Origin of the sequence: Parabacteroides sp. PF5-6 (assembly GCF_029504695.1) — a bacterium.
Lineage (GTDB): Bacteria > Bacteroidota > Bacteroidia > Bacteroidales > Tannerellaceae > QVMG01.
On sequence record NZ_JAQFIN010000011.1, the window covers coordinates 1 to 19,014 of the forward strand.

General features: G+C 47.4%; 13 protein-coding genes. 10 read left to right on the plus strand and 3 right to left on the minus strand.

The genetic code is table 11. The features are described 5' to 3' along the window. Positions 1-173 precede the first annotated feature (173 nt). The 3 genes from purD to M2133_RS12125 all read left to right on the plus strand — a co-directional run bounded on the left by purD (position 174) and on the right by M2133_RS12125 (position 2,971). Entirely contained in the window at positions 174-1,445 is a 1,272-nt protein-coding gene (gene purD, locus M2133_RS12115; RefSeq protein ID WP_277466407.1) for a phosphoribosylamine--glycine ligase, read from the plus strand. 90 nt (positions 1,446-1,535) lie between these two features. Continuing rightward, positions 1,536-2,534: a hypothetical protein gene (locus M2133_RS12120; protein ID WP_277466408.1), complete on the plus strand. Its 999-nt coding sequence runs from the start codon at positions 1,536-1,538 to the stop codon at positions 2,532-2,534. Then, positions 2,522-2,971: a VTT domain-containing protein gene (locus tag M2133_RS12125; RefSeq protein ID WP_277466409.1), complete on the plus strand. Its 450-nt coding sequence runs from the start codon at positions 2,522-2,524 to the stop codon at positions 2,969-2,971. The genes M2133_RS12120 and M2133_RS12125 overlap by 13 nt, the downstream gene beginning before the upstream one ends. A 117-nt stretch (positions 2,972-3,088) precedes the next feature. Here the strand turns inward: M2133_RS12125 and M2133_RS12130 are convergent, their stop codons facing one another. Continuing rightward, positions 3,089-4,252 (minus strand): DUF6051 family protein, encoded by a 1,164-nt coding sequence (locus tag M2133_RS12130; protein ID WP_277466410.1) that lies wholly within the window; start codon positions 4,250-4,252, stop codon positions 3,089-3,091. A 260-nt stretch (positions 4,253-4,512) separates the two neighbouring features. On the opposite strand from M2133_RS12130, the gene M2133_RS12135 reads away from it, so the two are divergent. The 7 genes from M2133_RS12135 (at position 4,513) to M2133_RS12170 (ending at position 16,186) form a co-directional block, all read left to right on the plus strand. Then, positions 4,513-5,361 (plus strand): LytTR family DNA-binding domain-containing protein, encoded by an 849-nt coding sequence (locus tag M2133_RS12135; protein WP_277466411.1) that lies wholly within the window; start codon positions 4,513-4,515, stop codon positions 5,359-5,361. A 470-nt stretch (positions 5,362-5,831) separates the two neighbouring features. Further along, positions 5,832-7,439 (plus strand): phosphoenolpyruvate carboxykinase (ATP), encoded by a 1,608-nt coding sequence (gene pckA, locus M2133_RS12140; RefSeq protein WP_277466412.1) that lies wholly within the window; start codon positions 5,832-5,834, stop codon positions 7,437-7,439. 425 nt (positions 7,440-7,864) lie between these two features. Then, entirely contained in the window at positions 7,865-9,451 is a 1,587-nt protein-coding gene (locus tag M2133_RS12145) for a tetratricopeptide repeat protein (protein ID WP_277466413.1), read from the plus strand. 211 nt (positions 9,452-9,662) lie between these two features. Further along, the gene (locus M2133_RS12150; protein WP_277466414.1) at positions 9,663-9,968 is read left to right on the plus strand and encodes a DUF3244 domain-containing protein; all 306 of its coding nucleotides are present in this window, start codon (positions 9,663-9,665) and stop codon (positions 9,966-9,968) included. 194 nt (positions 9,969-10,162) lie between these two features. Continuing rightward, complete coding sequence (locus M2133_RS12155) at positions 10,163-12,847, plus strand: TonB-dependent receptor plug domain-containing protein (protein WP_277466415.1); 2,685 nt, start codon at positions 10,163-10,165, stop codon at positions 12,845-12,847. Positions 12,848-13,425: 578 nt separating this feature from the next. Continuing rightward, on the plus strand, positions 13,426-14,535 hold the full coding sequence (locus M2133_RS12165; RefSeq protein WP_277466416.1) for a TlpA disulfide reductase family protein: 1,110 nt from the start codon (positions 13,426-13,428) through the stop codon (positions 14,533-14,535). Between the two features lie 112 nt (positions 14,536-14,647). After that, complete coding sequence (locus tag M2133_RS12170) at positions 14,648-16,186, plus strand: YifB family Mg chelatase-like AAA ATPase (protein ID WP_277466417.1); 1,539 nt, start codon at positions 14,648-14,650, stop codon at positions 16,184-16,186. 426 nt (positions 16,187-16,612) lie between these two features. Here M2133_RS12170 and M2133_RS12175 read toward each other — a convergent pair whose 3' ends face one another. Both M2133_RS12175 and M2133_RS12180 read right to left on the minus strand, forming a co-directional pair. Further along, entirely contained in the window at positions 16,613-18,250 is a 1,638-nt protein-coding gene (locus M2133_RS12175; protein WP_277466418.1) for a PCMD domain-containing protein, read from the minus strand. Positions 18,251-18,259: 9 nt separating this feature from the next. Beyond that, positions 18,260-19,000: a hypothetical protein gene (locus M2133_RS12180; RefSeq protein ID WP_277466419.1), complete on the minus strand. Its 741-nt coding sequence runs from the start codon at positions 18,998-19,000 to the stop codon at positions 18,260-18,262. Positions 19,001-19,014 lie beyond the last annotated feature (14 nt).

Below are 19,014 nucleotides of genomic sequence, written 5' to 3' on the forward strand. Positions count from 1 at the left end.
GAACTGCTTACCGAATTTCAAGTCAATTCAAAACAAAATGTCAAAGAGCAATTGGATTTATTTAATTCAAATTTTTAACGCATCAGTACTAATTATTAATGATTAATTGTTAATTTCAGGAGGAAGCCTGGTTGGTACAAACGGTTAATCATTAAACATTAAACAATAAAAAGATGAATATTTTACTGCTTGGCTCCGGAGGGAGAGAACACGCGTTGGCGTGGAAGATGAAACAAAGTCCGAAAACGGACCGGTTATATATCGCACCCGGTAATGCCGGAACGGGATCCGTAGGCATCAATGTACCGATGAAAGCGGACGATTTTGAAGCGATCAAAGCTTTTGTCCTGGATCATGCCATCACGATGGTGGTGGTCGGACCGGAGGATCCATTGGTCAAAGGGGTGTATGACTTCTTCAAACAGGACCCCGCGCTTGCGGCTATTCCGGTGATCGGCCCGAGTAAGGCAGGCGCAGAGTTGGAAGGCAGTAAAGACTTTGCCAAAGCTTTTATGCAACGGCATGATATTCCGACGGCAAGATATAAAAGCATCACGGCTGAAAACCTGGCCGAGGGTTATGCCTTTCTGGAAGAACTGAATGCCCCTTATGTGTTGAAAGCGGATGGGCTGGCAGCCGGAAAAGGTGTGTTGATCATCGATAGCCTGGAAGAGGCCAAAAAGGAATTGAGCGGGATGCTGGACGGCATGTTCGGAGAGGCCAGCCGGACGGTGGTGATCGAAGAATTTCTGGATGGTATCGAGTGCTCCGTCTTTGTGGTCACCGATGGCAACGACTATAAGATCCTGCCGTATGCCAAGGATTATAAACGCATTGGCGAAGGGAATACCGGATTGAATACCGGAGGCATGGGCGCGGTCTCCCCGGTTTCGTTTGCCGACAGCCTTTTCATGCAAAAGGTAGAGGAGCGTATTGTTCGCCCTACGGTTGACGGGCTGAAAGCGGAACATATCGATTATAAAGGATTTATATTTCTGGGCCTTATCTCCGTCAAAGGGGAACCGATGGTGATTGAATACAATTGCCGCATGGGCGATCCGGAGACGGAAGTGGTGATGCTGCGTATCCAGAGCGACCTGGTCGACCTGTTGGAAGGGGTGGCGCAGGGCAATCTGAAAGAAAAGACACTGGAGGAAGACCCCCGTGCCGCTGTGACGGTTATGCTGGTGAGTGGCGGCTATCCCGAAGCGTACGAGAAAGATAAAGTGATTACGGGACTGGATGAGGTGGATCCGGCAACTATTGTTTTTCACGCCGGGACGAAAGAATCCGACGGGAAGATCCTGACAAGTGGCGGCCGCGTGATCGCTGTCAGCTCGTACGGAAAAGACAAAGAAGAGGCTTTACTCCATTCCTTTAAAGCCGCCAACCAGATCCGGTTTGACAAGAAATATTTCCGCACGGATATAGGCTTTGACCTATAGGTCAAACAATTATGAATTATGAATTATGAGAACTGGGTTATCTCCTTTTCTCATAATTCATAATTCATAATTCATAATTTTTTCACAAAGATGGAGCGACAAAGAAAAAGAACATACGATCATCCGGCTGTTTTTACTTACCTGATTGCGATTTGCCTGGTTTGTTGGATAGCCGGATATGCTGTTTCTCTGGGGTACCCGGTTGCGGAAGAATCGAGTGGTACTCTTTTTTGGGATCGGCTCTGCGGGCTTTTTCCGGATAAATTGTTTGCCTATATCCTGGGGTTTGTCCTGATGGGCGGAGCAGGCTATCTGCTCTATCGCTTCAATTATGCCTTGGTATTGATCCGGGAAAAGACTTTTCTTCCTTTATTATTGTTTGCCTTGTTGTCGAGTACGAACCCGAACTTTTTTCCGCTGAAAGCGACTTCGATCGGTGTCTTTTGTATGTTGCTGGCTATCTACCAGTTGTTTACCTCTTATCATGATCCGTTTTCTATGGTGCGCACCTTCAAAACGGCTTTACTGATTGCTTTCGGTAGCCTTTTCTGGGTGCATATATTGTGGTTCCTTCCGTTGTTCTGGATCGGCATGTATAATTTCCGTTCGCTTACGCCCAAGACATTCATATCCTCTGTATTGGGCGTACTGACCGTATATTGGTTTGTCCTGGGCTGGGCCGTGTGGGAGATGGATTTTTCTTTGTTTACGACCTCTTTGGTTTCGCTTTCGGACTTTGGTTTTACGCATTTCGATCTGGAAGGGAGATGGGCCGACTGGTTATCATTGATCTATACCGTGATCCTGGTGGTCATTGCTTTTGCCAATATCCGGACCCATGAACATGAAGACAGTCTGCGCTCGCGGCAGTTTCTTTCTTTCTTGATGTTGTTTTTTGTCTGGGCGTTGGTTCTCTTCTGTGTCTACGAGAACTCCTCGGGCGAATTCGTGCATTTGGCCAGTATGCCGGCCGCGATCCTGTATGCGCATCTCTTTACGTCGCGGCGCAACCGGTATACCTTCGGCTTGTTTTTATTGACGATCGTGTTTTATCCTATCCTCTTGTTTGTACAGTTATGGAGTATCTGATCGAGTATGGCTATATCGGTGTGTTTATCGCGGCTTTTCTGGCGGCGACGATCCTGCCGTTCAGCAGTGAAGTCGTACTGACCGGGGTCTTGTTGGCGGGCGCTTCCTATTGGCCCTGTATGATCGCGGCGACGGCGGGTAACTTCCTGGGTGGGATGACCTGCTACTGGCTGGGCATGCTGGGCAAGATCGAATGGATCGAGAAATACCTGAAGATGGACCGGACGAAGATCGACCGGGTGCAGCAATGGGTGCAGCAGAAAGGATCCTGGACGGCCTTTTTTGTGTTCCTACCCGGAGTAGGCGATTTTATTGCCGTAGCATTGGGCTTCCTGCGCGCGAACGTATGGATTGTTGCCCTTTCCATGTTTGCCGGCAAAGCCATACGCTATTGGGTCTGGATGGAATTTGTCTTTAAAGTCCAGGAATGGCTTTAAGAGGGCTTATCATATTCACTAAGTTATTGTAAGGGATAAGCCCGAAAGGGCTTTAATATGGATAACCCCGGGTTGCACCCGGGGTTATCAACATTTTACCCCTGGCGGGGTAAAGGCTTACGGCTTATTACTACCTAAGAATAAAGCCGCCTTCCCCAATACCGACTCAAAAGCCTTATTCACCTCTTCTTTATCCACTGCCGGATGATGCATCGGAAAAGGAGTCTGGTGGCTGTAGGGAAAAGCAAAATCAAGTTCTTCCAATATCTTCCCGGAGGTTTTGCCTAAGGCTTTGATGATGCCTGCCGTGGGCACGACGATATCTTTTTTCAATGAGATGGCTTTGATCCGGTGACAGGCCTGCCGGAAGAACGATTCGCGCTCTTCCCGCATAAAGTCCGGACGGATCATCGCTTTGAAGGCTTTCTCCAACCGGTCGCCCGGGGAACGATGCGGCAGGTTGTTTTGGTGTAAGAAGTCGTTCAGGTAGAAAGAGGTCATCCGTTCGTACGACTCTTTATCCATGATATCCCGGGCATTGCCGTTCATCTCGGAAAAGATCGAACCGCCGCAGAACATGAAAAGGCGGGTGTGGCTAAACAGTTCGTCGGGATTAGCCAGAAGCAATACCTGCGAGAGCAAGGCGCCGATCGAATACGCGAACAGATTGACCGATGCTCCGGGGAAAAACAACGGATGCTCACCGTTGTGTATCTCTTGTACCAACTGACAAAGGTTGAATACCGACTCCCGCCCGGAAGCATAAAAACGCAAGGGGGTATGCGAGATCCTCCAGCTCAGGGCCAGGTTGGCAAACGTGAGGTTAGCGTTGTTATTGAACGCTTCTTTCCTTTTGGCGACCCAGGGCAGTATCTGGCGCGGGTTCGACCATAAGCCGGGCGAGCGGTTCATATGGAAAGCAATGGGGAAAAGGATCACCGGACGATTAGTCTCTTTCGCCAGGTATTCGGCCCAGGTAAGGTATTTGTTCCAACTGCGTTCGTTCAATCCATGCAACAGGATGATCGCTTCTTTGTATCGCTCTTGCGAAGAAGGGACGAAACAGGTATAGACAAAAGATTTGTTCTCTTCGATATGATCGTCGGTCAGGTGACAGAAATCCGTCGTTGCCAGTTCTTTTTGTAAGGCGTTGATCTCAGAGGAACCCATAACCTGCGCGAACCGGAAAGGTATAATCTCCAACCGGTTCTCTTCAACTACCGCCTTTTGGTTGTAAGAGAACAATTGATTTAACTCCTGATTTCTACGGAAAAGATCCATGGTATGCAGTCTTTTGATTACAAACAAAAGATAGTTTTTCTGTTTTTGCAAAAGAATGGTCCTGAGAGAGGCCTTGAGGGGTAGAAAGTCCGATTGCGGGGTGAAATGCGGATATAAGGGGTGAAATTTAGTTGAAAGTTGAAAGTTGAGAGTTGAAAGTTGAGAGTTGAGAGTTGAAAGTGGGAACTATAGTTTAATTTTCAACTTTCAACTCTCAACTTTCAACTATATTTTACTACGTTTGTAGGAAACAAAGCGATATGGACTTCTTTAAGCTGAATATCCCTTCCTATTTCTACAGTAAGCAGAATAGCCTGAAGCTGATTCTGTGGACTGCCTTTTTTGCTTTGGTGTTTATCAATATCTATAAGCCGTTTAACTCGCCAAGCTGGTACACGGTTTCGGAATTTAAGTTTTTTGTCTTCTCCAGCCTGGTGATCCTGACCGGTGTATGGGTGGTGGTGATCAGCCGGATCATACTCTATCACCGGGGTAAGACGCATCAGATCAGCGTGGGCACCTATGCGCTCTGGATCTTATTGGAGATCTTTTTTATGTCTTTGTTTTATACCCTTTATACTTTATCGCTCAACCCCGAACGCGAATACCTGGCGGCCTTTAAGGAGTCGGCGGTGAATACCAGCCTGGTGTTGCTGATCCCTTATTTCGTGCTTCACCTGATCTTCGCGTACCAGGAGAAGGAACAGCAGCTCCGGCAGTTGGAAGAAGGGAAATCCGACGCGCTCCGCAAGCAGGGAGCAGTCTCGTTCTACGACGAAAAGAACGAATTGCGCCTATCGGTCAAAGCCGATCACCTGCTCTACCTGGAGTCGGCCGATAATTATGTGTGTGTCTGGTACCTGAACAAAGGGCAACTGGCCAAGTTTATGCTCCGTAATTCATTGAAAACGATGGAAGAGCAATTGAGCGATACCCATGTCTTCCGTTGCCACCGTTCGTATATGGTCAACTTCGACCAGGTCAAAGTCCTCCGCCGCGAGAAAGACGGCATCTATCTCGAGCTGGGCATCGAAAAAGTCCCCGATATCCCCATCTCCAAAACTTACAGTGAAAAAGTCACGCATTGGTTTATGACTTGGTCGTCTTGACTATAAATTAACCTGTATTCTTTAGAAGCCAACGCCTCCGAAGCAATGCATAACGCAGTTTTATAAGTCACTGAAAATAAGTCATTAATATCTCCTTCAAAAAGTACCGGTAGTTTGCTCACAAAATACCGGTATTTCGTCGACAAAATATTAGTAGTTTGTGCACAAACTACCGGTAGTTTGAAAAAGGGGGCTGTGGAGGGTTTCAAATCGTTAATTTATCCCTGAATTGCAAAGTCAAGTGAGCAATTTGTCGGGTCAAAATGTTAATAGCATGGAAAATCGTTAGCAATACTGAAAAATTTCCTTAATACGGCTTCTACTGTGAGAAAAAAGATTACTTTTGTATCCGGTTTACAAGGCAAAGTTCGGGCGAACCATCTGTACAGGGCTTTTTCCCTGTAATTTTTTGTAAAGGAGTGAGATAAGTAGTAATATAAACAACCAAACATTTTAAATTATTAAACAAAATGGCTAATTTAGATTTAAGCAAGTACGGTATTACCGGTGTGACTGACATTGTGTACAATCCGTCTTATGATCAGTTGTTCGAAGAAGAAACAAAACCGGGTTTGGAAGGTTTTGAAAAAGGTCAGACTACCGAATTAGGTGCTGTGAACGTGATGACAGGTGTGTACACCGGCCGTTCACCGAAAGACAAATTCTTCGTAATGGACGAAACAAGCAAGGATACTGTATGGTGGACTTCTGAAGAGTACAAAAACGACAATAAACCGGTAGACGCCAAATGTTGGGCTGCCGTAAAAGACCTGGCTACCAAGCAACTTTCAGGCAAACGTCTGTTCGTGGTTGACGCATTCTGCGGTGCCAACGAAAACAGCCGCTTGAAACTGCGCTTCATCATGGAAGTAGCATGGCAGGCACATTTCGTAAAGAATATGTTCATCCGTCCGACAGAAGCTGAACTGGCTAACTTCGGTGAACCGGATTTCGTGATCATGAACGCTTCGAAAGCCAAAGTTGAAAACTACAAAGAACTGGGCTTGAACTCTGAAACAGCTGTAGTATTCAACCTGACTGAAAAGATCCAGGTAATCCTGAACACTTGGTACGGTGGTGAAATGAAGAAAGGGATGTTCTCTTACATGAACTATCTGTTGCCGCTGCAAGGTATGGCTTCTATGCACTGCTCTGCCAACACGGATATGGAAGGCAAGAATACGGCTGTATTCTTCGGTCTGTCAGGAACAGGTAAGACTACCTTGTCAACCGACCCGAAACGTCTGTTGATCGGTGACGACGAACACGGCTGGGACGACGAAGGCGTATTCAACTTCGAAGGCGGTTGCTATGCAAAAGTTATCAACCTGGACAAAGACAGCGAGCCGGACATTTTCAACGCTATCCGTAAAGATGCATTGTTGGAAAACGTAACCGTTGACGCAAACGGTAAAATCGACTTCAACGACAAATCGGTCACAGAAAACACGCGTGTTTCTTATCCGATCGATCATATCACCAACATCGTGAAACCGGTGTCTAAGGCAGGTCCTGCTGAAAAAGTAATCTTCCTGTCGGCTGACGCGTTCGGCGTATTGCCTCCGGTATCTATCCTGAGCCCGGAACAAACTCAGTACTACTTCCTTTCTGGTTTCACCGCTAAATTAGCCGGTACAGAACGGGGTATTACGGAACCGACTCCTACTTTCTCTGCTTGCTTCGGTGCGGCTTTCTTGTCATTGCACCCGACCAAATACGGTGAAGAACTGGTGAAGAAAATGCAGAAATCAGGCGCTAAGGCTTACTTGGTGAACACCGGTTGGAACGGAACAGGCAAACGTATCTCTATCAAGGATACACGCGGTATCATCGATGCCATCCTGGACGGTTCTATCGACAAAGCACCGACGAAGACTATTCCTTACTTCGATTTCGTGGTTCCGACCGCATTGCCGGGCGTAGATCCGAACATCCTGGATCCGCGCGATACGTATGCAGATGCTGCACAGTGGACAACTAAAGCGGAAGATTTGGCTGGCCGTTTCATCAAGAACTTCTCGAAGTTCACGGGTAACGACCTGGGTAAATCGCTGGTTAACGCCGGTCCGAAATTGTAATTTGACGAATCCGATTCGTTAGTATAACGATCAAATAGAAAAGCGCAGGGCTTCGGCTCTGCGCTTTTTTTATTATCGGTGACGATATGACATGTTAAAAAGTGTTCCTATATATAGTGCGCGCTCATACTACCTATAGTACGGCGCCATACTATAGGTAGTACGACGAAATACTACCTATAGGGTGACAAATTGCTATTTCCCGGATTTTGAACCACCACGAACACGAAGGGCACAACGCTTTTTTTGTTTCTAATATATTTCTTGGATAGTCACAAAACTTAAATCTTTGTGTCCCTTCGTGAAACTTCGTGGTTCTGAAAAAATAGTTGCGGTTTATACCGGGGCGTCAATTAAAATGTTTTTCTTTGTAACTACCGGAACATTCGAGTGCAGAATGTCTTAACCTTAAGCAAATATAATTTATGAAATTCAAAAGATATCAATCTTTACTAATCGTCTGTTTATTAGTGCTCTGTGGCTTCTGTTTCTCCTCCTGTCGGGAGGATCCGGCCACTACCCGGTTATTACAGGAAGCCGAGGCCGCACTGGACAGTGTGCCCCAGAAAGCTTATACCCTCTTAAAAAACGCGGATTCCGTTGCCGTTTTTAGTACCGCCCAACGTGCCGAGTGGAACCTATTGATCACCCAGGCCATGGATAAAATCAAAGAGAAACCTGCAAACGACTCCATTATCCGGCAGGCCGTCGATTATTACGCCCAAAAAGAGGATCCCCACCGGCAGATGCTTTCCTATTATTATTGGGGCCGAGTAACCCATACCTTAGGCGATGCCCTCCGGGCACAGGATTATTACCTGAAAGCCCGGGAAAAAGCGATACGGATCCAAAACGCTCCCTACCTGGCCCGGATCAATAGCAATATCGGTATATTATATCTCTATCAGGAATTGCCAGAAGAAGCTTTGCCTTATTTATTGGAGACGGAGAAAGATCTGACCGTACTCAATGATAACGTAAATCTACGATTTGCCACACGGAATTTGGGACGTGTTTACGATATGTTGAATAAACCGGATAGTGCGTTGTCCTATTATAAAAAAGCGTTGTCTTATGCTACCCTGCCTAAGCAACAGGTTCTTTTATTAAACGAAATTATTCCTTTATATATCAATCAGGCGGAATATGATTCGGCTTTTGCCTGTGTGCAGGAGATTCAGAAATTATCCGGACACAAGCTTACTTTACAATCCAGTTTAGTGGTGGGACAGTATTTTGCCCATACGAATCAACCGGATTTGGCAAATTTGTATTTAAAGGAATGCCTTGAAGCCCCTCAGGTACGCCTTCGTGCAACAGCGCACTACCATCTTTATCAAATGGCACGAGAAAAGCAAGATCTGAAAAACTATACGTTACATCAGACCCAATATGAGATCCTACGGGATTCCATTAGGGACAATGTCTATGCGGAGAAGTTACTGCATTTGCAGAAATTATATGATTACGAGAAAAAAGAGAATGAAATCAAACAAATGAAACTGATACACGCTGGAGAAAAACAAAAAAGGATATTGCTTGGTAGTGCGGTTCTACTTCTGGCTTTAGTATTTTTATTCTATATATATCGGATGCAAATACGTAAAAAAGAATGGGAAGAGCAACGACTACGTTGGGAGTTATTATTGGAAGAACAAGGAGATGTTTTAGACTTAGATGAGCAAATCATCATCTCACCTCTCTACCAAAAACTATATGATCCAATGAACAAAAAAATAACAAAAGAAGAGATCCTCGAATTTACACATCTGATAGATACTTATCATCCAGGGTTTCTAAAATGGATCAAAAGACTAACCCCCGGATTAGAAGAAAGAAACATCTTCATTTGTTATTTTTCCAAGGCCAATATCCCTCCCAAATCAGTTGCAATCATATTGGATATGAAAGAATCAAATGTGTCTAATACCAGAGCCCGATTGGCCAAAAGGCTATTTGGAAAAGAAGAAAAAGCCAAAATATTTGACCAGGAAATAAAGAAAATAAATTAGAGATAATACCAGGAAAGAAGAATTGTATTGTGTTAAACGGCTAAAAATTAGCGTATTTTTATGAGTGTGAAATTTGTGTAAAGTTTTTTGGGATGCTTTTTTTGTGTCTTAAAAGAAACAAAACTAACCTTGTGAAAATTTTAAACCTAATTTCATTATGAAACGTATTTTCTTTTTAATGGCTTTTTTATTATTTCCGCTTTTTTATGTTATGGCTGATTATATCCCAACCACAGGACCATGGGATGAAGATGATTTTACCCGTCGAAGTATATCCACCGCCCCGGCTCGTCCGATTGCCAGTATTAACGGAACGGTTGTATCCGTTTGTTCGCCGGATGCACTTGCCGATCTGAATGTAATCATAACCGACAGACAAGGCCATGTTGTTTACCAACAGCCCCATACCTTCACCGCCGGTGAAACCATCGATCTGCCCGCCTTGGAAGAAGGAGAATATATCATCGTCCTGTCGCTTGGCCGGCGGTATCTGTTGGGAGAATTTGAAGTAGAATAATGGGCTTGCCCAACCCTATACAAATAGATAGTCCCATATTTATTTGTACTCCTTATTTATAAATGAGCGGTAGAGTATGCTGAATAGCATACTCTACTATATTCTTGAAAATCAAGAAAGAAGGTAAATTGTATTGGGAAAAGACTATCTTTACCGATAGTTCGGATGTAAACTATAATCAAATCTATGAAATTATGATAAAAAAGTTAACCTATACGAGTCTATTATGGATGCTGTTACCTTTTGTGGGAAGCGCTCAAACGGAAAGTGACACGCTTTTCCATACGGTAGCCAAGCGCTTACATGAATTCCAGTACAATGCTCCCCGTGAGAAAGTGTATGTGCATCAGGACCGGACACAGTATGTGGCCGGGGAAACGATGTGGTTTAAGGCCTATCAGTCGACCGACGCAACGAATCCGATCGAGAGCGGAGTGCTTTATGTGGATCTTTCCGATGGGTTGAGTCATCGCGTATGCGAGAGCCAGTGGAAACTGGAGGAAGGTACTGCCCACGGCTCAATCGTACTGCCCGACACCTTATCTTCCGGCAAATACCAGCTGCGCGCCTATACCCAATGGATGCGCAACTATGGTACGGAGGAGTTTTTCACCCGGGAGATAGAAGTCGTTTCCAAGCTATCGGATCTGTTTCAGGTAGATACCGATATCTCCCTCTCCGGCCATACCCTTACGGCCATACTCCAGTTCAGGGAGATCCCCCAGGGCGAACTGACCTACCGCTTGCGCATCAACAAGGTGGACTCGGATCCTTATCCGCTGCCGTTGGATGAGAAAGGGGAGGTCCTGCTCGAGATCGAATTATCCGAAGAGGTTGTTTTAGACGGGACGCCTTTCTTTGTACTCGAGAGTCCCGAGGGGTCGCAGGCATTCCCCATCTCGCTCAGTCCGGCGATTCAGTTTACTCTTTTTCCCGAGGGTGGAAACCTGGTGGCAGGCATTCCTTCCAAGGTGGCCTTTAAGGTCAACGACCGGCAAGGGCGGGGCTTGAGTGCTACGGGGGTAGTGATCGATGAAGAAGGTAAGGAGATCCGGCGTTTTCAGACCCAGCACCTGGGGCATGGAACTTTTGCCTTTGTTGCCGAGAAAGGCAAGAAATACACCGCCGTATTAGATGAAGTGGGGATCCGGGCGGAGCTGCCTGAAGCGATGCCTGTCGGACTGGCCATGGGTGTGACCCACCGCAATGACCGCCTGCGCGTCACCCTGCGGCATAACCTGGATGTCAGCCAGACAAACACTCCTTTATACCTGACCGTCCATCAGAACGGATCGACCTGGTTCAATGCCCGGGTGGATATCAGCTCGGCCATGTCTGTCGTCGATATTCCTCACGACAAGCTGCCCAAGGGGGTATTTGTTATCACCCTGTATGATGAGCGTTATCATGCTTTTGCCGAAAGGTTGTGCATGATTGGTTTTCCGGAACAACTGCCTCTCGAAATCAAGACGGACCGTATGGAATATGGCCGACGCGAGAAGGTGACCGTAGAGTTGGGAGCCGCAGAGAGTGGCCTACTCAATGCCGGAAACTTCTCGGTGGCGGTGGTGAAGGCTCACTTAGACGATATCCGTGGACGTGATAACTACTACAGTCATTTTTTCCTCTCTCATGAGCTGAGAGGGAAGATAGAGAATCCGTATTCTTATTTTACGGCTCCGGACAGTGTCGCCATCCCTAATATGGATCTGTTATTGTTAACACAGGGTTGGCGTCGGTATTCCTGGGATCAGGTGATGGAGAAGAAATATCCGGAGATAACCCACTATGTCGAGCAGGGATTGACTTTCTCGGGGAAGGTACACCTGGAAAATGAAAAGCAGAAGATTGAAGATATTGAAGTGACGGCAGTCTTTCGTCATGATGAATTGAATGATATCGAGTCGTTCCAACCGGCCGAAGGGGGCGACTTTACCTTTACCAACTATGACTTCGTGGATACGGCGGAAGTGATCATTTCGGCGATGTATAAACGCCGGGCATTGGATGTCTCGGCCAAAGAACTGGCACGGGCCAAGCCGGATTATTACAACTATGGAGGCTTGCCGGACAAAGAGAAGCAGCAAGATTCGGCAAACGCTGTCTTATCCTATGAGCAAAGCCAGGGGATCGATGAGCGGATACATGAACTGGGAGAGGTGAGTGTCGTAGGAAAAGTCAAAAAATTGAAAAGCTACAACCGATACCATGTCGTACTACACGATCAGGCGTTCGTACACACCAGCTACGAGACGAAGAAAACCCAATCGTATGCTGCCTTTGGAGCCGGGGGAGAAGGCTATTTAGGCGCGCTGGCGATTTTACAACATGTGCCGGGTGTGCGGGTGGTCAATGGCGTAGTGCGGGTGACTGGTACCGGAGCGATGAAGGTGGTGATAGAAGGACGTGTCGTGTCAGGCGCCGTGGATCCTATCTATATACTCGATGGAAACAAAAGCTCGTATGAGGAAATGAAGATGATGCATCCGGCACTGATCGAACGGGTGGAAGTCTTAGACCCCGCCGCTGCCATGATCTACGACAGCGCTCCCTGGGGTGGTGCGATCGTGTTCCATACACATAGCTGGGAAGGCATGGTTTACAGTACCCCAACCAAGACGCTCACCTACAAATTCGCCGGATACAATCAAGCCAAAGAGTTCTATTCGCCGGACTACAGCCCGGGAGTCCAGGAATATATCGAACCGGATCACCGTAACACCCTCTACTGGCAGCCCAATGTAACAATCAATGCCGACGGTAAAGCCGAATTCAGCTTCTTCACCTCCGATGACAAAGGAGAATATCTGATCCATTGCGAAGGACGATCGGGTGAAGGAGAAATAGGCGCAACGCATTGTCTTATAGGGATACATTGAATATGACACACCAAATACACGACGTCGAAAGAGAAAAACCTCCACAGCGTTGTGTCCGTCGTGTTCGTTGTGGTTCGATTATTCCTTTGGCGGTACAAAACCTATTGGGTTTCGGGGTTTATCGCTTTGCTTGCGGTTTATCGGTAACTGGTCGCAAATTGCGACCAGTTCATTCCATTCAGTTTTTGTCAGTTGGAACATAAAGTCCAACATCACCCGCTGATTGCGGATCTCATAAATCTTAGATTGTACAAATGTGAGCTCCATAGTTAATTAATTTAAGTCAGGATGGGATAAGGATAAGAAAAATCCTTTTTACTTCGTGTTATTTGGAGGCACTTTGTGGTTCGGAATAGTTGCCTTTTAAACTACCGGTAGTTTGTGAACAAAATACCGGTAGTTTGCGCACAAAATATTAGTAGTTTGTCGACAAACTACCGGGAGTTTATTTTTGGGGTTCTACAATGGGCCTAAAAAGAAATTTAGTGTTAAATATGAAAGAAAATTAAAGGTATTTTAAAATATCTTATTATCTTTACCTCCCTATAGTTATGTTGGGCAAAGTATACAATAAGTAAATGAAAACCAAACTGGCATTATTAATCGGAATGATCCTGTGTTTGTCGTCCTGCGACAAAAACTATGTGTACCGGGTGGAAGGTAAACTTTCCAACCTGAAGGATTCCGTTGTCTATGCCGTCTTTGAAAAAGAAGACTATAATCTTGTCGATACCGTTGCGTGTACGAAACCCGGACAATTTGTGATCGAACAGAAGACAGAAGGTTTTAACAGTGTCACGATCTACTTTGAAAACAAAAGCCGCTGGGTAACAGCCTATCTGAAACCGGGCGATAAGATCAGCATTAATGGAGACGCGCAATATCCTTTATTGATACAACTGAAAGGCAACCGGATCAATGAACAGCTTTCGGCGGTGAAGAAGAAGATGTCGTCTTTATTGAAAGAATATACCGACCTCACCGCGCAGCTCAATCAGAAGAACCATAATTCTTTGGAAGAAACAGAGATTGCTTCGTTGATCTCGAACATCAGCATCCAGTTGGACGAGCAGGTGATGGATTATATCAAAGAGCATCCCGACGAAGAAGCTTCGGTTGTATTAATCGATATGTTTTTCACGGAAGCGGAGGATACCCGGCGGATGGATGAACTGTTGGCCATGCTGGACCCGCAATTGAAGAATTTCTATCTGACCCGCGAACTGGAACAATTCAGTATCCGTGCGAAAAGAACAGCCCTGGGTGCGGAAGCGCCCGGTTTCTCATTGAAAAATATCAAAGGCAAAACGATGAATCTGGATTCTTTCCCGGACAAATACCTGCTGCTTGCCTTTACGGCTCCCTGGTGTGATATGTGCCAGACGGAAGATCTTTACCTCGATCAGGTTATTACACAATATTCAAGAGACCAGGTAGATGTCTTGTTGATCAGCTTGGATTCCGACCAGCGGGAACTGCGAAGCGTATTGGAGAAAGATACGATTCAGTGGAATCTGGTCACCGACTCGGCAGGGCAGGCAACTATGATGCTTGATTTGTATAATGTCAGCGCTTTACCCCGTTGCTTCCTCATCGACGAAGAAGGACGGATCATCCTGAAAACGGAAAGTGGGATGGAAATCAAGCAGACATTGCAAAAGCTCTTTACGGAAGAGGAAGAGGAGTAAAACAATTACGAATTATCAATTACGAATTACGAATTGATAATTCTATGTAGACATTCCTCGTCAATGTTTTAATTCGTAATTCGTAATTTTTAATTCGTAATTGATCTTAGCTATGTTAGTCAAAGTTTACGCTGCCACCGTGCAGGGCATCTCCGCAATCAAGGTAACCATCGAAGTGAATTGCTCCAAAGGGATTCAGTTTCTTCTGGTCGGACTGGCCGATGCGGCCGTCAAAGAGAGTCATGAGCGCATTATCTCGGCGCTTCAGGTGTGTCATTATAAAATTCCCCGCAATCGCATTGTGATCAATATGGCTCCGGCGGATATCCGCAAGGAAGGGGCTTCGTATGACCTTCCGCTGGCGATCGGTATCCTTGCCGCTACCGAGCAGATCGCGGCTGCCCGGCTGGAACAGTTTATGATCATGGGCGAACTGTCGCTCGACGGCAGTCTGAAGCCGGTAAAAGGCGTGCTTCCCATCGCTTTGCAAGCCAAAGAAGAAGGGTTCAAAGGCATTATCCTGCCGCGTGAGAATGCGAATGAGGCGGCGGTGGTGAACGAGCTGGAAGTCTATGGGGTGGACAGCTTGAAGGATGTCATCGAATTCATCGACGAGAAGAAAACGCTGGAGCCTGTCCGCGTAGATATCCGGGAGGAGTTTTACAACCGGCAACAGTTTTTCGAATGCGACTTCTCGGAAGTCAAAGGACAGGAGAATGTGAAGCGGGCGTTGGAGGTCGCCGCCGCCGGTGGGCATAACCTCTTGATGATCGGTCCGCCCGGAAGTGGGAAGTCCATGTTGGCCAAACGATTACCTTCTATTCTCCCGCCTTTCTCCCTGGAGGAATCGTTGGAGACGACGAAGATTCATTCGGTAGCCGGTAAGTTAGGAAGTGCGGTAGCGCTGATGGTGCAACGTCCGTTTCGCTCGCCCCATCATACGATCTCGAATGTGGCGATGGTAGGCGGTGGCGCTTTTCCGCAGCCCGGCGAGATCAGTCTGGCGCATAACGGCGTGCTCTTCTTAGATGAGCTTCCGGAATTCAATAGGTCTGTTTTAGAAGTGATGCGGCAACCTTTGGAAGACCGGCGGATCAATGTCTCCCGCGCCCGCTTTACGGTAGACTATCCGGCCGGCTTTATGCTGATCGCCTCGATGAACCCTTGCCCTTGTGGCTATTATAATCATCCCGACCGCCCCTGCCTGTGCTCACCCGGCGCCGTGCAAAAGTATATGAACCGTATTTCCGGGCCTTTGCTCGACCGTATCGACCTGCATATCGAGATCGTTCCCGTTCCTTTCGAGAAGATCTCCGAGCGCCAGCCTTCGGAAGAAAGCCGAGTGGTGCGCGAGCGTGTTATCCGTGCCCGTCTGATCCAGGAGAAACGCTTCCGCAAATACAAAGGCATCTATTGCAACGCGCAGATGAACAGCAAACAGCTGCATACCTACGCCGTGCCCGATGCCGCCGGCCTGGCCCGATTGAAGAGCGCCATGGAGCGGCTCAACCTCTCCGCCCGTGCCTACGACCGGATCCTGAAAGTCTCCCGCACCATCGCCGACCTGGCGGAAGCGGAGAACATCGAAACCTCCCATATCGCCGAAGCCATCAACTACCGCAACCTCGATCGGGAAAGCTGGGGCTTCTAAGGCATTAGGGCACCCACAAAAGACATCCCTACCACAGATCATTCCGAACCGAAGGTCGCTTAGCGAAGCGTAAAGCAAAACCTGTGGGGCTGAAAGAAAGGCCGGCAGCTTTTTGAAAAAGGCTGCCGGCCTTTTGGAAAACTCCGACGGCCTTTTGGAAAACCCTGCCGGCCTTTTCGGTAAAGAAGACCGCTTTTGGCGTCAAATGATGAGTGTTAACAAATGCAAACGACCAACAGTGGTAAACCTATCACCCAAAACAGTTTTTCGTTTTTTTACTTACATCATACAGGACTTTTAGGGGTTTCTTGGCTTTCGGATTTTATTACTCGGCTGATATATAGCGATATAAAAAATCCTGTATGATGTAAGTAAAAAAACGAAAAACGCTGTACGGAGGCTATTGGGCTGTGAAAAAGTGGCCATTTATTCGTAGACCAGTTCGAAATCATCCAGCCAGAGCGTACTGCCTTCGCCACCGATAAAGTAATCGCCGTATTTGCTGGCGGAAGCGACGATCAGTAGGTATTTCGGTGTGCGCGTGAAGGAGCGGTACTCCAGTTTCAGCTTGAATTCCGTCCAGTCGGAAACGGTTTCCGCCACGTTGATTTCCTGGTAGGCGATGATATGTTCGTCGTTGACATCGAACAGCTGGCGTTCGGACTTCTTCGTTTTCACGCGGACCGGCGCGTCCCAATCGCCCAAAGCTACCCAAATCGTTGCCTGGTCGGGCATTCCTTTCTGGGCATCCGCGATATTCTCTTCGGGTGCGTCGCGGGTGATGGGCGTGCTCTTGTATCGGAACCAGCCTTTGAGCGCTGTCGGGCGGGCGGCGAACGGGCGTCCGAAGTCGATAATCCCGTTGGTCCCGTCTGTCTCGATATATTCGCCGGCAAAGAGGTTGCCCGCGGCAAAGCGGATCACGATATATTCCGATTGCAATTTCGCCGAGCGGCGTCCCCCGTGGTAGATCGCTTCGTCGTAGTTCGTTACATTCTTATTCAGCGTAGCCGAGCCCCAGTTGCCCGAGTCCCAGAACATCTCATCACCCTCCTTGTAGACCAGCCATACCTTATCCGGTTTCGACCATTCTTCAAAGCCTGCGTTAGGGAGTTGAGGCGCCTCTTCGGTGGTGAATTCCGCCAGGTTGTAGGTCTCGCCTCCGATGGTCGCTTGATATTCATAGACGGTAGAAGGCTGCAAATGGCGCAGCGTGGCGGTGAAACGCCCCTCTTCGTACGTAATCTCATCGCTATAGACCTGATCCCAAAGCTCTTCTCCTTTGCGGCGGTATTGAATATTGATGGATGTATTCTCATTGCCATCGCCTACGATATACGCCCGGCGTGCCCAGGCGGAGAGTGTCAGTCCCGAACCGGAGGAGTGGGTAACGACAATCTCCCATCTTTCCGTCTGATCGAAAGCCGTGACTTCGAAGAACTGCGGCGACCGGAAATCACTGATCGTCTGTGGCTCCGGAACCGTTGTGGCGATAGAGCTACCGATCTGCATCTTCCCAACGATCAGATTAGACAGGTCCGTGCCTTTCTGCACGTAAACGATAATCCGTTTGTTGGCCTCATCCACAATGGGTTGCCCCACCTGGATGGCTTTCCCACTGGCATCCAGGATCTGGAACTGCCGTTTGATATTATGTGTCACGCTCACGCGCCAGCGATAATCCTGATAGATGCGCAGGGTAAAAAAAGCATCCTGGGTGAAGTCCACCCGGGTATTGGCCGAAAGCGGGAGCTCATTGAGCGACCGGAAAGTCGAATCCGGGAAACTCCGGTAATCCAGGCAAGCATTGCTGTCGGGCAGGATCAATGCCCCGCTGTTTACCTCCATACGCGTGATCCTGAGGTTTCTCAAGTCGACCGTATCATCAACCAACACGGCTACCTCCATCGTCTCCTTATTGAAGGTCGCCGATTGAAATCCATCGGTCTCCAGCTCCTGTATCACCCCTTGAATAACGGGATAAGGAAGATCGTTCTCGATGCAACTCCCCAGCAACAAGCAGGAAAGAGATAAAAATAATAGGCCTGTTTTATTCTTCATCATACTCTTCCGTTAAAAATAAAACGCCATGCCCAGGTTGATCGAGAACAGGTTGATCTTGAAGTTCGCCCCACTGCTGCGCCACGAGGCTTCCTCCACCTGATTGATCGTCTGTTTGTTCCATTTGAAGTCCAATCCCAACACATCGACCGACGCTTCGACGGCGATATAGTCGTTGATAAAGCACACCAGGCCGGGCGTCACTCCGAAGTTCAACGCGTTCTTCGTCTCGTGCACCGCTTTGGGTTCATCCCGCAATTGATTGGTTGAGTTTCCTTGGCCATAGCTGTAGGTCACACTCATCTCATTGAACAGTCCGAACCGTTTGCTATTACCCAGATTGAGGTAGGTACGCACAAAAGCAGTGGTGAGGAAGCTATGGTTCTTCATGTGCAATTCGTCGATATCGATATTGAGGTCGTCCCCCAGGGATAAAGAGAGCTTGCCCAGATCCGTGAGTGTACGGGAGTAGCCCACACGCCCTCCGACAGCGATATTATCCCGGATAAAATAGGCTACCGTCGGGGATACCTTAAAGGAATAGCCCACCAGATCGAGGTCTTCCAGTACGATCCATTGGTAATTATCCGCTTCATATTCCAGATAAGAGAATGAAGCGCCCGCCATCCATTGTCCTTTGGGTATAAATGTTTTTTGCTCGATTCCTCTGTCTATTTTCTCTCTCGGAGCCGCCGAAACGCTCATCAGGCAACAGCCCAATAGGAGGGCGGCTAAGATTGTTGTTTTTCTCATTTATAGTTGTTTAC

Bases quoted from the DNA above. Each gene is read 5' to 3' on its own strand.
- purD (WP_277466407.1), top strand. From the start codon at position 174: ATGAATATTTTACTGCTTGGCTCCGGAGGGAGAGAACACGCGTTGGCG.
- M2133_RS12120 (WP_277466408.1), top strand. From the start codon at position 1,536: ATGGAGCGACAAAGAAAAAGAACATACGATCATCCGGCTGTTTTTACT.
- M2133_RS12125 (WP_277466409.1), top strand. From the start codon at position 2,522: ATGGAGTATCTGATCGAGTATGGCTATATCGGTGTGTTTATCGCGGCT.
- M2133_RS12130 (WP_277466410.1), bottom strand. From the start codon at position 4,252: ATGGATCTTTTCCGTAGAAATCAGGAGTTAAATCAATTGTTCTCTTAC.
- M2133_RS12135 (WP_277466411.1), top strand. From the start codon at position 4,513: ATGGACTTCTTTAAGCTGAATATCCCTTCCTATTTCTACAGTAAGCAG.
- pckA (WP_277466412.1), top strand. From the start codon at position 5,832: ATGGCTAATTTAGATTTAAGCAAGTACGGTATTACCGGTGTGACTGAC.
- M2133_RS12145 (WP_277466413.1), top strand. From the start codon at position 7,865: ATGAAATTCAAAAGATATCAATCTTTACTAATCGTCTGTTTATTAGTG.
- M2133_RS12150 (WP_277466414.1), top strand. From the start codon at position 9,663: ATGGCTGATTATATCCCAACCACAGGACCATGGGATGAAGATGATTTT.
- M2133_RS12155 (WP_277466415.1), top strand. From the start codon at position 10,163: ATGATAAAAAAGTTAACCTATACGAGTCTATTATGGATGCTGTTACCT.
- M2133_RS12165 (WP_277466416.1), top strand. From the start codon at position 13,426: ATGAAAACCAAACTGGCATTATTAATCGGAATGATCCTGTGTTTGTCG.
- M2133_RS12170 (WP_277466417.1), top strand. From the start codon at position 14,648: ATGTTAGTCAAAGTTTACGCTGCCACCGTGCAGGGCATCTCCGCAATC.
- M2133_RS12175 (WP_277466418.1), bottom strand. From the start codon at position 18,250: ATGATGAAGAATAAAACAGGCCTATTATTTTTATCTCTTTCCTGCTTG.
- M2133_RS12180 (WP_277466419.1), bottom strand. From the start codon at position 19,000: ATGAGAAAAACAACAATCTTAGCCGCCCTCCTATTGGGCTGTTGCCTG.